Consider the following 14,264-nt stretch of genomic DNA (forward strand, 5'->3'; position numbering starts at 1 on the left):
GAGCGATTTATTTTGCGCGATCGCTAATCTTTTAATATTTTCCTTGCCAATTGTCTAGAAATCGGCTACTGCAACTGTGCTAGCCTATTTTTCAATGTTTTTCCTGCAAATTTTCCCATCAAAGCCCTTATAACTCTGATAAACTGGAAGAGTTGTCTAAATTCGTACATTCCGCACATTCAGGGTTTCGGGTGTTTCCGCTGGAAATACGCCTGGATGGAGGATTAACCCGAAAGGAAAATAAATATGTCAGTTGTTTCTTTGGCTCAGATGATGGAGTCGGGTGTTCACTTTGGGCACCAGACCCGCCGGTGGAACCCAAAAATGGCTCCATACATCTATACGTCCCGCAATGGCGTCCACATCATCGACTTGGTTCAGACTGCCCAGCTGATGGAAGATGCCTACACCTATATGCGAACCGCCGCAGAACAGGGCAAGAAGGTTCTCTTCATCGGTACTAAGCGTCAAGCCGCAGGAATTGTGGCTCAAGAAGCCGCTCGTTGTGGTTCTTACTACATCAACCAACGTTGGTTGGGGGGAATGCTCACCAACTGGACGACAATTAAAACACGGGTAGAGCGCCTAAAAGATTTGGAACGCCGGGAAGAAACCGGAGTCCTCGACTTACTGCCCAAGAAAGAAGCTTCGATGCTGCGCCGGGAAATGACCAAATTGCAGAAATACCTCGGCGGTATTAAGCAAATGCGGAAAGTTCCCGACATTGTGGTGATCGTGGATCAGCGCCGGGAATATAATGCAGTTCAAGAATGCCAAAAACTGGGGATTCCTATCGTCGCGCTGCTGGATACAAACTGCGACCCGGATGTAGTGGATATTCCCGTTCCAGCCAATGACGATGCCATCCGCTCCATTAAGCTAATAGTGGGTAAGTTGGCAGACGCTATCTATGAAGGTCGTCACGGTCAGCTAGACGCAGAAGCAGAAGAGGATTACGAAGATTACGAAGGCGCTGAAGACGATATCGAATACGAGGAAATCGACTCGGTTCCTGATGAAGAGGAAGAAGAAACCGAGGGATAATTCAGCGTTAGAAACATCAATTCTTAGTTAGGAACTGAGGAAATGGCGGAAATATCTGCAAAACTCGTGAACGAGCTGCGCCAAAAAACTGGTGTCGGCATGATGGACTGCAAAAAAGCGCTAAAAGAAACCGATGGCGATATGGACAAAGCCATTGAATGGCTGCGTCAAAAGGGAATGGTTAGCGCTGGGAAAAAAGGCGATCGCCAAGCCTCAGAAGGACTGGTCGGCAGCTACATCCATACCGGAGGTCGAGTCGGCGTCCTGGTGGAAGTGAACTGCGAGACAGACTTTGTCGCCCGCAACGAAGCCTTCCAAACTCTGGTGCGGAACATAGCTATGCAGATTGCAGCTTGCCCCAACGTTGAATACGTGAAGGTTGGCGACATTCCCGCTCAAATCGTTGAGAAGGAAAAAGAAATCGAAATGGGCCGGGATGACCTAGGCAACAAGCCGCAGAACATCAAAGAAAAGATTGTTCAGGGTCGAATTGACAAACGCCTGCAAGAGTTGAGCTTGGTCGATCAGCCCTACATTCGTGACCAAAGTATCACGGTGGAAGAGTTGATCAAGCAAAATATTGCGACGCTAGGTGAAAACATCCAAGTCCGTCGCTTCGTCCGATTTATTCTCGGTGAAGGATTGGAAAAGAAAGAAAGCAATTTTGCTGAGGAAGTTGCAGCTCAAATGGGCGGCAATTAATCAGCAAGTTTTCAGGCTGAATCGTTAGAAGAGACAGGTCTCCATGATGGAGACCTGTCTTGTTTTATCTTTATTTTAAAAAGATTTTCAGCGCTTGTAGGCACAATATCCCCATTCTATATATCTCAACAAATTAACACCTTGGAAACTCTTTATAAAGACAGAAACACTAAAAGCAGAAAAACTTTTTGTTTTGGTGGAATTCTTAACATCCTCCTTAGGAGTGTTGCCTCGATCCTTGTGCTAGACTTTTGAGCGCGAGCAGATTAAGGGGACACTGCGAAACACCGTTGAGGAGTGCAAACTCACTAGAAAAGTAACGAAATTTTTTAGCCCCTAAATAGACAAGAATTGTATCTTGGAGTTCAGGATCGAGCTGACTATTTGCCAGTAATACAGCGCTACGAAAGGGACATTTAGCTGGTGCGGGAAATCCTTTTAGGGTATTCAATCCTATAGATAATCTACTTCTGATAGTTCCAGAAAAAAGGAAGGATCGTAATGGAAATCAATTTACAAGTGCCAGGGATTAATATAACTAGCTTGAAAGAAGCACCCATTCATAATGCTAGTAAAGTTCAGCCTCACGGAATAATTTTCGTTCTCGCAGAACCTGAGTTAACAATATTACAAGTTAGCAGCAATATATCCACAGTTTTCGGAATCTCCCCCGAAAATATGCTGCAAAAGAAATTAGAAGAAGTTCTCGACCCGTTCCAAGTAGACAGAATTAAAGCAGGACTATTAGAAGAAAATCTTGATTTTATCAACCCTATCAAGATTTGGGCTAGAAGAAAAGGCGATGAGTATTTAGTCTTTGATGGCATTTTCCACCGGAATGCAGATGGATTTTTAATTTTGGAATTAGAACCTGCGATTTCCCAAGAAAACATCCCCTTCTTAAGCTTTTATCATCTAGCCAGAGCCTCTATCAACCAGTTAGAAAAAACATCAACTCTGGGTGACTTTTGTCAAATCATTGTGAAAGAGGTGCGAAAAGTCACCGGATTTGACAGGGTGATGCTATATAAGTTTGATGACGATGGGCATGGATCTGTCCTCGCTGAAGAAAAACTAGAAAGTATGGAGCCTTACTTAGGTCTCCACTTCCCAGAATCAGATATTCCTAAACCAGCTAGAAAGTTATTTACCTCGAATTGGATCAGGTTAATCCCGGATGCCACTTCTCAATCTGCTGAACTTTTTCCGATTCTTAATCCAGTTAATCAGCGTCCGCTTGATTTAACGAACTCTATTCTCAGAAGCGCGTCTCCTTGTCATATCCAGTACTTGCACAATATGGGTGTGGGTGCTTCTCTGACAATTTCTTTGATGAAAGAGCAAAAACTTTGGGGACTGATTGCTTGCCATCATCAGTCCCCCAAGTATGTTTCTTATGAGCTGCGAAAAGCTTGCGAATTCTTGGGGCGCGTCATCTTTTCAGAAATCTCAACCAGAGAAGAAACTGAAGATTACGGCTATCGCATGAAGCTGGCATATATCCAATCAGCCTTGGTTGAATATATGTCTCAAGAAGAAAACTTTATTGATGGTTTAGTTAAACACCAACCGAATCTGCTGGAGCTTGCTAACGCTAAAGGTGCTGCCGTGTGCTTTGGCGGGGATTGCACGATGGTTGGTGAGACTCCCACAGAAGAAGAACTCAACTTTTTAGTCCAATGGCTAAAGAATAACGTCGAGGAAGAAGTCTTCTATAGCGATTCCTTACCTCAGATTTATCCAGATGCAGAAAGTTTCAAAAACGTTGCCAGTGGCTTATTAGCGATTCCGATTTCTAAGAATAACTATGTTTTGTGGTTTCGACCGGAAGTAATTCAAACCGTGAATTGGGGTGGCGACCCAAATAAGGCGTTTGAAGTAAACCAGTCAGAGGGAAATATTCGTCTGTGTCCTCGCAAATCATTTGATCTGTGGAAAGAAACGGTTCGCTTAACGTCTTTACCCTGGAAACAGGTAGAAATTAAAGCTGCACTTGAACTCAGAAAGGCAATTATTAACATTGTGCTGCGCCAAGCTGATGAACTTGCCCAATTAGCTCAAGATTTAGAACGTTCCAATGCTGAGCTGAAAAAGTTTGCTTACGTCGCCTCCCATGACTTGCAAGAGCCACTCAATCAGGTAGCGAACTACGTACAACTTTTGGAGATGCGCTATCTAGAGCAACTCGACGAAGACGCGAAGGAATTCATTGGCTTCACTGTTGAGGGAGTCAGCTTAATGCAGACGCTAATTGATGACGTGCTGGCATACTCTAAGGTGGATATGCAGGCTATCGAGTTTGAAATGACAGGGGTGGACACGGCTTTAGACCGCGCCTTGGCTAATTTGCGAGGACGCATCTCGGAAACGGGAGCTGCGATCGCTCACGATCCCTTGCCGACGGTTATGGCAGATAGCACCCAGTTGATGCAACTGTTCCAGAACCTGATTGGCAATGCTATCAAGTTCCGCAGCGAGCAACCGCCAGAAATCCATGTAGGAGCTTCTCGACTAGAGGATGCGTGGCTATTCTCAGTACGGGATAACGGGATTGGCATCGATCCGCAGTTTAGCGATCGCATTTTTGTTATCTTTCAGCGTCTGCATACGCGGGATGAGTATCAAGGTACAGGAATGGGTTTAGCAATTTGCAAAAAGATTGTTGAGTGTCACCGAGGGCGCATCTGGGTCGAGTCCCAATTAGGTCAGGGTGCAACATTCTACTTTACGATTCCAGTAGGGGGACGCGATCGTGAGCGTAGAAACGGAAGAAAACCACAAAACAATCTTTTTAGTCGAGGACAATAAAGCCGATATCCGCTTAATCCAAGAAGCCTTAAAAAATAGCTCGCTTCCACACCAAGTCGTGACAGTCAGAGATGGTGTGGATGCGATGGCTTTCTTGCGCCAAGAGGGCGAGTATGCTGATGCACCTCGCCCTGACCTGATTCTGCTGGATTTGAACTTGCCGAAGAAGGATGGTCGAGAAGTCTTGGCGGAAATTAAAGCCGACCCCAAGCTGAAACGCATCCCAGTAGTAGTACTGACAACTTCCAAAAATGAAGATGATATTTTCCACAGCTATGACTTGCACGTAAATTGCTACATCACCAAATCCCGCAACCTCAGCCAGCTCTTTAAAATTGTTAAAGGAATTGAAGAGTTTTGGCTGGAAACTGTTACCCTGCCATCGGAATGATGACAAGAAATTTTCGTATCTTGTTAAAATGCAAGCAGTTGCCGAGCGGGAACAGGAGGGGAGGGGAGATCCCAGAAAATTATGCCTGGAAGCTCAATAAAAATCTTGTTGATTGAGGACAACTTGGCAGAAGCCAGATTCATGCAAGAGCTTCTTAAACAAGCCAAGTTCAAACAGTTTAGTCTGGTTCATGTCAAACGATTGAGGGAAGCGATCAATCGACTCAATGAAGATTGCTTTGATGTAATTTTGTTGGATCTGACCCTACCTGACAGTCAAGGTTTGTGTTCTCTAGCTCCCCTAAACAGCCACGCTTCTGGCTTACCGATTGTTGTGCTGACAAATACGAATGACGATGAATTAGCGATAGAAGCAGTCCGACAGGGGGCACAAGATTATCTGGTTAAGCGCCAAGTTAATGTAGAGGTGCTAGTGCGCTCTTTGTGCTATGCAATTGAGCGAAAGCAGGTTTCGGAAACATTACGAACAGTCAATGAGGCGTTAGAAATCCGAGTTCAGGAACGAACGGCTGAGCTAGTGAAAGCCCAAGAAATCAATCAGTCTAAATCTGAATTTGTTTCCATGCTTTCTCACGATTTCCGCAATCCTCTGAATAGGATTCTCCTTTCTGCTGGATTGCTCCAAGACTACGACCAAAAACTGAGCGATGAGAAAAAAAATACTCATCTCAAACTGATTCGTTCAGCGATTAAAAATTTGGCTCAGCTATTAGATGAAATTACATTCATCGGAAAAGCTGATTCAGGGCAACTTCAGTGCCAACTGATTCCCCTTGATTTGAAATTATTTTGTCACAAATTGGTCGAAGAGTTGCAACTCTTTACAGTTGAAAAATATCAACTTATTTTCACCTGTCAAGAGGACTTGGGAGAGGCGTTATGGGATGAAACCCTACTGCGGCATATTTTAGACAATTTACTCGCTAACGCGATTAAGTATTCACCGGAAGGTGGCACAGTGCGTTTTGAACTAAGAAGCCACGAGAAAACAGTCATCTTTCAGATTCAAGATCAAGGAATTGGCATTCCCAAAGAAGATCAACCTCGGCTGTTTCATCCTTTCAATCGTGCTAGAAACGTCGGCACAATTCCTGGCACTGGGTTGGGATTAGCGATGGTCAAAAAGTGTGTGGAGGCACATGGGGGCGAGATTTCAATGATGAGTGAAGTCGGAGTCGGCACGAGTTTTACGGTGACGCTGCCGTTGATTGGAGAAGCAGCGTTATCAGAATAGAGGCGGCTAAATCGGTGAATTTCAGCGAACCGACAGGGAGGGAAATGGAGAATCGGTAGCTTTTTTGCCACGCCCTGACACTACTGCCTATCTATCGGATACCGTTTCACGAATAAATTATCACAAAGGCGATCGCTTTAAAGCTCTTTAGGTAGGCATTTCAAAGGTTATAGGGGAGTAGGGTATCGGCGGCAAGGAGAGGGGCGATTAGAGGCTCTTTGATACCAGGGAAGTGGTTTAGGGTCGATCTCAAAGTTAGTTCTACATCGCGTTATTATGAGTCGTTAGTCAATAGGGATTCGTCTGTTGCTTCTGACCGATAGACGAATAACCGAATGACCGAATGACGAGGAATCGGTATTCTAAAGTAGGGAAGTACATCTGTACGCCCGTACCGTCCCGATTGACAGATGTAAGCAGCAATGGCGAGAAGAGTAGAGGAAATTGAGCGGGATATGGCAGCGCTGGAAGAAGCAATCAAAGCGATCGCTATAGAATTCCACGATACCTACAATGATTATCTGACTGCCTTAGGACAAGCCATGCGGCAGCAGTTGATCGTGGCGAGTTATTATCTTTGCACCCAAGTCTATCCGGAAGCGTTTCTCAGCCTGTCTCTTAGAGAACGACAACAATTGCAACAGAACCTTCAGCAACAGGCAAGGCTTGCTCAACCCCAACTGCGAAACCTTGAAAGAAGCCGTCCCGCTGAAACATCGCGCGGGGAACTATCCCAAGAACCCTCTCAAGAAGAGGATTTCCCCACCCCGACTGATGACTTAGCCATCGAGATGCTAGCACCACAAGACACTCTCGACACCCTAAACCCCAATAGCGATCGCGATCGCTCAACCAGTCGCTTTACCTTTTCTAACGTCCCGACAAACAACCCAGAGGATTTGGCTCGATGGCAGGAAGCGGTGGAAAACGCCATGAGCGAAACCTTGCTCGCTCTTTCTTGCCAAAGCAATCGTCTACTACAGGAAGTGGGGATATTACCGAAAAACTTTCCGGAAGCTGTTCTGGAAGCTGCTGTTAGAGCGGAGCCATCTGGTGAGCCTGTGGTGGGACGCCCCAATCTTTTAAAATTTGTGGTTCAAATAGAAAATGAGCCGGTAGAAACGTCAAATCTCCCGACTTTACAAAACTCTCCTTTAATACCGATTATCGCCATCCATCTGCGGTTATCTGAGATTGAATTTGCTGATTCAACGGTAATGGCAGGACGCAACCAGATTCGGACCCTCAGCGCACGGCTTAGCACCCTGCGCCGAGAATTTCAGAAGAAGCAACGAGAGCGCACTGTGGCTGCGGCAGAAGCGGCTTGGCGTGCCTGTTGGTTTGAAGAATAATGGGAATCGTCGTAAGGATTGACAATATCCGGGTGAGGACGGCTATTGGCGGGTAATCAGCCATTCGCTACTAGCAATTAACAAAAAAGGGGAGAGAAGATGCAAATAGAATCACCGGATTGGCTGCGATTGCAGAAAGCCCTTTCAGTCGAGGCAGAGCGGGGCTTTACAGACTTAATGGGGAAACAATATCGTTTCAGTGAATTCTTAAGTCTGGAGTTCGGAAAAACCCCATCTTTTTTGCCGCTGATAGAGCGACATCGGTGGCAAGAGATGGCGTCTCAGTTTGCCCGTTACCCGAACCTCACCCTCTCCCAGCGACAACACTTGGTCTTGGAAACGCGCCGATTTCTCCATCAGATGCAACAAGTCATGGAGAGGCAAGCGCGATCGCGATCGCATCAGCGAAATGAAGATAATCAGCAGCAAGTAGAGACAATTAAATCGCCCCCATCCCCCGATACTCAAGCCCCGCGCACCACGCCCCTCGTCCAGTCCAACGCAGCGATTTCTCTTGACCAACCGCTGACCAGTTTGCCAGATGTGGGAGTTAGAAAAGGCGGGTATTTAGCCAAGCTGGATCTGCATACGGTGCGGGATATCCTCTTTTATTACCCCCGCGACCACATTGACTATGCGCGTCAGGTGAATATCTCCGAGCTGGAATCCGGCGAAACGGTGACACTGATAGGAACGGTGAAGCGCTGTACCTGCTTTAGTAGCCCAAAAAACAAGAAATTAACCATAATGCAGGTGGTGCTGAAAGATCGCACGGGTCAAATCAGCCTCAGCCGCTTTTTTGCCGGTTCTCGCTACAGCAATCGCGGCTGGCAAGAAGGGATAAAAAATCGATATCCCCAAGGCGCAGTCGTGGCGGCTTCTGGCTTGGTGAAAAAAAGTCAATATGGTCTGACTTTGGACGATCCACAACTGGAAGTTTTGGCAAACCCTGGAGACCCGATTGACTCCCACACCATTGGTCGAGTCGTGCCAGTGTATCCCTTAACAGAGGGCGTGGCGGCAGATATGGTGAGACAGGCGGTCATTGCTGCTCTCCCGGCCGCCGCCCATCTGAAAGATCCTTTACCCACTGTTTTACGCGATGGGTATGGATTGATGAAGTTGCCGGATGCGATCGCCAACATCCATTTTCCCGCCGACAGCGCCGCCAAGGAAGCCGCCCGTCGCCGTTTAGTCTTCGATGAGTTTTTCTACCTTCAGTTGGGTTTCCTCCTCCGTCGCCAAGCCCAACGCCAAAAGCAGTCCAGCGCTATCTTGGCTCCCAGAGGGAAGCTAATTGAACAATTCCACCAAGTTTTGCCCTTTCGATTAACGGGTGCCCAACAGCGGGTACTCAACGACATCCTCAACGATTTGCAATCATCCACCCCGATGAATCGGTTGGTGCAAGGTGATGTCGGTTCTGGTAAAACGGTCGTGGCAGTCATTGCTATCCTCGCCGCGATTCAATCCGGCTACCAAGCGGCGCTAATGGCTCCCACTGAAGTTTTGGCAGAACAGCACTATCGCAAGTTAGTCAGTTGGTTCAATCTTCTGTACTTGCCCGTAGAATTGCTCACGGGTTCTACCAAAACTGCCAAACGCCGCCAAATTCATGCCCATCTAGAAACCGGAGAACTGCCTCTATTAGTAGGGACTCATGCCCTGATTCAAGAGAAAGTCAATTTTCATAAGCTGGGGTTAGTGGTGATTGACGAACAGCACCGCTTTGGAGTCGAACAACGGGCGTTGTTGCAGCAAAAAGGCGAACAACCCCATGTATTAACCATGACCGCCACGCCAATTCCTCGCACCTTGGCGCTGACAGTTCATGGGGATTTGGATGTGAGCCAGATTGATGAGATGCCACCGGGTCGGCAAGCAATTCATACGACCGTACTCACGGGCAAAGAACGCACCAATGCCTACGATCTGATCTGCCGCGAAGTTGCTCAAGGGCGTCAAGCATATATCGTCCTGCCCCTGATTGAAGAATCGGAAAAGTTAGATGTGCGTTCGGCAGTTGAGGAGCATCAGCGCCTCTCAGAAAGTATTTTCCCTCAGTTCCAAGTCGGATTGCTGCACGGGCGCATGACTTCAGCGGAAAAAGATGAGGCAATTACCCGATTCCGCGATAATCAGACTCAAATCATTGTCTCCACAACCGTGATAGAAGTGGGCGTGGATGTGCCGAATGCAACGGTGATGATGATTGAGAATGCCGAACGCTTTGGCTTATCGCAGTTGCACCAGTTGCGGGGGCGCGTCGGTCGCGGTGCTGCCCAATCTTTCTGCCTGCTGATGAGCAGCACCAAAACCGCAGATGCTCGTTACCGGCTCAATGTATTAGAACAATCCCAAGACGGCTTTTTTATTGCCGAGATGGATATGCGGCTGCGCGGTCCCGGTCAAGTGCTGGGAACTCGCCAGTCTGGGGTGCCAGATTTTGCCTTGGCGAGTTTGGTGGAAGATCAGGAAGTTTTAAATATCGCGCGGGATGCTGCCGAGAGAGTGATGGCACAAGATGCCAACTTAGAGCGATCGCCCTTATTAAAAGCTGAATTAGACTATCGTTACCAGCGCTTAATGGGCGGGGCAATCTTAACATGATTGACCGCGATCGTTTATTCAAAGAACTGCTTACCGATGGTTTCTGGTTTTGTTGACACTTATCTCCAGCTAAATGCAGTAGAAGAAGAAATTTTTCAAGCAGAAATAGCTAAATTGGAACCAGCACAACAGGAGGTAGTGATGAAAATCGTCACCAGTTGGATGCAGCAAGGTATAGAACGAGGAAGATAAGAAGGAGAGTTGGCAGTGATTATGCGCCGACTCAATCGCCGAATCTGTACAGTTGAGCCTGAGTTGCAAGAGCGAATTCGCCAGTTATCCCGCAATTAGCTAGAAGATTTAGCCGAGGCGTTATTAGATTTTTCGGATGTCGCAGATTTGGCTGCTTGGTTAGAAAGCCGAGGAGAAGGTTAAAGCCTAGAATTATCGCGCGATCGCTCTTATTTGCGAGATAAAGCGCTCGCCCTTATTAAAATTAGATGTGAGATTATTGTGACCAGTGACTGATAGAAAGTAACATTTTGACTTAATCAGATTTAAAATTTTATTGGAGAAATGTAAAGCAGGCTTTACTCGTTACTTTGTAACAAATTTAATAAATAAAGCTAATATTTTTAATTAAATGCTTGCTACCTAATAAATCTTTTCTTAAAAATATAATTATTTCGCCACACTTACGAAATAAGAGTTATTATAAATGGCAAACAAATATTCCTATAAGACCAGATATGTCCAGTGCAAGCACAAGTCTCCCATCAACTCACAAAAGAGGATCGGTATTTGATCCAGAACTATCTATCCCTATCTACACATTAATATTCTTCTTCTGTTCATTACTTCAAACTGGATATGGCGTTTATATTCAAAACCAAGCGCTCCAGATACCCCTTGTTCATTTCCTGAACAATCCTTCTCTTTACCCAAACGATCCATTTGGTGCCACTCTACCCTACTACTCTTCCACACTTTGGTATGCAGTAGCATTGCTTCATCGCTTTATCCCACTAGAACCCTTACTGCTGACACTATTTTTATTTGAAAGAATTTTAGTTATCTACGCAGCAGGGCAACTCGCTCAAGCTTTTGCACCCAAATCTAAACTGGCTGTTGTTGGTGCAATGGCACTGTTCGCATTAGCAATCAGTCCGATTATTGGTTTTGGCACCATAATTGCAGTCTACTTTGAGCAAACAGGCTTTTCTATACCTTTTTTATTATTAGCAATAGCTTCATTTTATAAAGAACGACCCCTGCCGTGTGCTATTTGGCTAGCCATCGGATTTAACCTGAATAGTATGTATGGAGTTTACGCTCTAACATACTTGGGAGCAGTGTTTCTACTAGACGCTACTTACCGGAGAGCTTGGAAAAAATGGATGTTATTCTTCGGTTTATTTATACTATTAGCTTCACCAGCTATATATCTCACTGCGGCTGCCTTTGGTCGAGAAGCCGTTGATAAACAACTGTGGTTGGCGGCTAGTAGATTGCGTTTTCCCGATCATCTTTATCCGCTTACTTGGAGCAGCCAAAGCTTCGCTGAATTTGGAATTTTGATTATATTACTGTTCGCTATTCTTTATCAGAATCGGCAGAGGGTAGAGAAGCTATTTAAACATGGTGTAATTTGGGCTGGGATGAGCGTTATTTGGGTGCTTTATGCATTTGTGGCTGCTTATATTGCTAAATCACCTTCAATGATAGTTATGCACCCTACACGAGCTACTGACTTGTGGTATTGCTTTGCTGGAATAGCATTAGTTTCAGTATGTGCTATTCAACTGGAAGTAAGTAGAGGGAAAGCAAGGTGGATTCTTGCCGCAATAGTCTTCGCCTCCAGCATTCTGATTTGGCATCAATTGGTTGGAACATACATTATTGCAGTTTGTTTAATCGCCCTTACTTTCCGACCCGTGTGGTACTACATTCTTGGTCAGGGGAGTACTAACCGTGTGGCTTTGTTGCTAACACTGATGGTTTTTCTGGTCGGATTTAAGAGCTTTCGATATCGTATATCACAGACTGGAAGTTTTGATGCAGCTTTGATCAGGCGACCTTCATCCTCTATGGAAGAAGTTATTAACTGGACAAGTGCAAATACTTCCATAGATGCACAATTCCTAGTAGAGTTGATCTCTGATTCGCGCTTGCCAGGTTGGGATGAGTTTCGGAGTCTGGCAAAGCGCCCGGTTTTCGTAACTTGGAAAGATGGTTCAGCAATACTTTGGGATCGACCGTATGTACAAGCATGGGCAGAACGCCTGAATGCGCTAGGTTTTGATATTACTAAGGAAGAGTCTACTAAGGCTGTAAAGAAACTTAAAAGTCTGTATAAAAACCTTCGGGACGAGGATATTAAACGACTTCAATCCCGCTTTATAATTAACTATTGGATCGTTCCAACGGCTCACCCTTCTGCGTTTCCTGTCGCTTTTCAAAATCAATCTTACAAGGTACTAAAACTCTAATAACTCTTACTATCCAATTGGCAGGTTTTTCAGAGTAATGATGCAAAATCTGATGTAGTCTTGGATGAGTCACCGCTCATCCGGCTCAACAATGGATTGCAGCTTTGACCCCCAGCTTTAGCATCTGGTTGCAAGGTATCGTTAGATTGCGATCGCTATTTGCAACGGAGTCAGCAATCCTATATTCCAAGTAAATCCCTTCGAGCAAACTTTGGTTACTTGTAGATTACTCGGCACTTCCTTTCTCTAAAAGGGTTGTTGGCTGGTGAATGCCTGTGATACACTTAAAAGTCTAGGGCGATTAGCACAGTGGTAGCGCACTTCCTTCACACGGAAGGGGTCACTGGTTCAAATCCAGTATCGCCCACTTACATTCTGTACAGATTTTTCCCTAGCTAAAGTTATTAAAGTAGCATCGGCATAAGCTCACCGAATCAACCTAGCCCCTCCCGCTACAGCACTCATCATCGATTTAATAGTTGCAGCAAGTCTAGCATATCTGGTTGAAAAACCGTGGCGGAGGCTTGGGAAAGCATGAGTATTTTAATATCCTAGTAGCAGCGAGCCGAACATATTAAGTAGCCGTGCGTCTACAGATAGGTTGCGAAAAAGCGTACCTTAATAATTGACTTATCTGGTATTGGGGTAACTTCTCACCATGAAATACGGGCGTGAAACGCTGGCAGTTTGCCAGCGAATTTTGATTGAATTATTACGACGGCGACGCAGCCTGATTTTTTGGTGTATTTTTCCAGTCTCTGTTTTGCTGATTAATGGGGTTATTCTGGCAGAAAATGCCAAGTTGTCTATGGCTGAGGCTTTTGAAAAGGCTGCTCCCTCAACACTGGTGGGTGCTGCACTATTTTTTAGTTGCTTGGGTGGTAGTGTTGCAACTGTGGTTGCAGAGCGAGAACAGCAAACCCTCAAACGTCTTTTCATCTCACCGCTTAGCGGAACGTCTTATTTCTTAGGAATTTTCCTAGCTCACAGCTGCATTGGTGTCGGTCAAGCCATTTTAGTTTACACGATTGCTGCCTTTTGGAATGCTCAGTTTCAGGGTTCTATTGTGCTAGGAATCCTGATTATTTTTTTGAGTATTATTTCCTATGTTGGTGTTGGGTTTATTCTCGGTACGCAGTTTGCTCGTCGCACAGAGGATGTCAATGCTTTGGTGGCAGCATTTGGGGTGCCTTTATTAATTTTAGGAGGTGCCTTTTTACCGACTTCGCTGTTTTCAAAGACACTGCTAAAAATTGCTAAGTTCAATCCAATTTATCACATGAATGAAGCCCTAATCGGCGTATCTGCTGATGGCAGTGGACTGGGAGAAATTGCATCTCACTTTTGGTTTTTATGCGTGTTTGCAATTTTAATGGTTTTAGGGGGATGGCTATCCTACCAGCGGATGTTGAGTCTTGAAAGGAGACTGTGATTGTTTAAAAATAGGGATGTATACATAGTTTTTAACGTGGGGTTACGCTAAGCTTTACGCAAAAGCCAGCAAAATTTAATTTTATTCTCAGCGTAGTTGGCGATTTTTTGCCATACTTCTGTGTTTAAAGAATATCGTTCAGCTTGTAATCAATTAGGGAATATTGTGCTACGAATTGAGAAGCTAAATAAATCTTACGGAACGCGAGCTGTTTTACAGGAATTAACGCTGCATATTCCCCC

11 protein-coding genes, 1 tRNA gene and 1 pseudogene are annotated in these 14,264 nt (G+C 45.4%); 12 read left to right on the plus strand and 1 reads right to left on the minus strand.

The features are described from left to right. Positions 1–246: 246 nt before the first annotated feature. From rpsB to H6F50_RS22635, 5 genes are all read left to right on the plus strand, one after another. A complete protein-coding gene (rpsB, locus tag H6F50_RS22615; protein WP_190412058.1) occupies positions 247–1,044 on the plus strand; it encodes a 30S ribosomal protein S2 in 798 nt (265 codons plus the stop codon). 42 nt (positions 1,045–1,086) lie between these two features. Beyond that, complete coding sequence (tsf, locus tag H6F50_RS22620; RefSeq protein WP_190412059.1) at positions 1,087–1,746, plus strand: translation elongation factor Ts; 660 nt, start codon at positions 1,087–1,089, stop codon at positions 1,744–1,746. Between the two features lie 501 nt (positions 1,747–2,247). Beyond that, positions 2,248–4,554: an ATP-binding protein gene (locus tag H6F50_RS22625; protein ID WP_190430438.1), complete on the plus strand. Its 2,307-nt coding sequence runs from the start codon at positions 2,248–2,250 to the stop codon at positions 4,552–4,554. Then, complete coding sequence (locus tag H6F50_RS22630; RefSeq protein WP_190412061.1) at positions 4,499–4,945, plus strand: response regulator; 447 nt, start codon at positions 4,499–4,501, stop codon at positions 4,943–4,945. Before H6F50_RS22625 ends, H6F50_RS22630 begins: the two co-directional genes overlap by 56 nt. Positions 4,946–5,026: 81 nt before the next feature. Next, positions 5,027–6,199: a hybrid sensor histidine kinase/response regulator gene (locus H6F50_RS22635; protein ID WP_190430439.1), complete on the plus strand. Its 1,173-nt coding sequence runs from the start codon at positions 5,027–5,029 to the stop codon at positions 6,197–6,199. A 288-nt stretch (positions 6,200–6,487) separates the two neighbouring features. Here H6F50_RS22635 and H6F50_RS27765 read toward each other — a convergent pair whose 3' ends face one another. After that, a complete protein-coding gene (locus tag H6F50_RS27765; RefSeq protein ID WP_277878866.1) occupies positions 6,488–6,622 on the minus strand; it encodes a hypothetical protein in 135 nt (44 codons plus the stop codon). Here H6F50_RS27765 and H6F50_RS22640 point away from each other — a divergent pair. The 7 genes and pseudogenes from H6F50_RS22640 (at position 6,622) to H6F50_RS22665 (ending at position 14,022) form a co-directional block, all read left to right on the plus strand. Next, a complete protein-coding gene (locus H6F50_RS22640; protein ID WP_190430440.1) occupies positions 6,622–7,551 on the plus strand; it encodes a hypothetical protein in 930 nt (309 codons plus the stop codon). The two genes, H6F50_RS27765 and H6F50_RS22640, sit on opposite strands and share 1 nt — an antisense overlap. 99 nt (positions 7,552–7,650) lie before the next feature. Further along, positions 7,651–10,161 (plus strand): ATP-dependent DNA helicase RecG, encoded by a 2,511-nt coding sequence (gene recG, locus H6F50_RS22645; protein ID WP_190430441.1) that lies wholly within the window; start codon positions 7,651–7,653, stop codon positions 10,159–10,161. Positions 10,162–10,197: 36 nt separating this feature from the next. Then, entirely contained in the window at positions 10,198–10,353 is a 156-nt protein-coding gene (locus tag H6F50_RS27340) for a hypothetical protein (protein ID WP_242029173.1), read from the plus strand. A gap of 9 nt (positions 10,354–10,362) precedes the next feature. After that, positions 10,363–10,536 (plus strand): annotated as a pseudogene (locus H6F50_RS27770) (DUF4351 domain-containing protein). Between the two features lie 314 nt (positions 10,537–10,850). After that, positions 10,851–12,590 carry a DUF6798 domain-containing protein gene (locus H6F50_RS22655; RefSeq protein WP_190412065.1) on the plus strand — a complete coding sequence of 580 codons (1,740 nt, stop codon included), beginning with the start codon at positions 10,851–10,853 and terminating at the stop codon, positions 12,588–12,590. A 295-nt stretch (positions 12,591–12,885) separates the two neighbouring features. Then, positions 12,886–12,957, plus strand: a tRNA-Val gene (locus tag H6F50_RS22660). A 291-nt stretch (positions 12,958–13,248) separates the two neighbouring features. Next, a complete protein-coding gene (locus tag H6F50_RS22665) occupies positions 13,249–14,022 on the plus strand; it encodes an ABC transporter permease (protein ID WP_190430442.1) in 774 nt (257 codons plus the stop codon). Positions 14,023–14,264 lie beyond the last annotated feature (242 nt).

It is taken from the genome of Coleofasciculus sp. FACHB-712, assembly GCF_014695635.1.
Classification (GTDB): domain Bacteria; phylum Cyanobacteriota; class Cyanobacteriia; order Cyanobacteriales; family FACHB-T130; genus FACHB-T130.

What these genes read in the sequence shown, in the direction of transcription:
- H6F50_RS22635 (WP_190430439.1), top strand. Translation starts at nt 5,027, where the DNA reads ATGCCTGGAAGCTCAATAAAAATCTTGTTGATTGAGGACAACTTGGCA.
- H6F50_RS22655 (WP_190412065.1), top strand. Translation starts at nt 10,851, where the DNA reads ATGTCCAGTGCAAGCACAAGTCTCCCATCAACTCACAAAAGAGGATCG.
- recG (WP_190430441.1), top strand. Translation starts at nt 7,651, where the DNA reads ATGCAAATAGAATCACCGGATTGGCTGCGATTGCAGAAAGCCCTTTCA.
- rpsB (WP_190412058.1), top strand. Translation starts at nt 247, where the DNA reads ATGTCAGTTGTTTCTTTGGCTCAGATGATGGAGTCGGGTGTTCACTTT.
- H6F50_RS22665 (WP_190430442.1), top strand. Translation starts at nt 13,249, where the DNA reads ATGAAATACGGGCGTGAAACGCTGGCAGTTTGCCAGCGAATTTTGATT.
- H6F50_RS22625 (WP_190430438.1), top strand. Translation starts at nt 2,248, where the DNA reads ATGGAAATCAATTTACAAGTGCCAGGGATTAATATAACTAGCTTGAAA.
- H6F50_RS27340 (WP_242029173.1), top strand. Translation starts at nt 10,198, where the DNA reads ATGGTTTCTGGTTTTGTTGACACTTATCTCCAGCTAAATGCAGTAGAA.
- tsf (WP_190412059.1), top strand. Translation starts at nt 1,087, where the DNA reads ATGGCGGAAATATCTGCAAAACTCGTGAACGAGCTGCGCCAAAAAACT.
- H6F50_RS22640 (WP_190430440.1), top strand. Translation starts at nt 6,622, where the DNA reads ATGGCGAGAAGAGTAGAGGAAATTGAGCGGGATATGGCAGCGCTGGAA.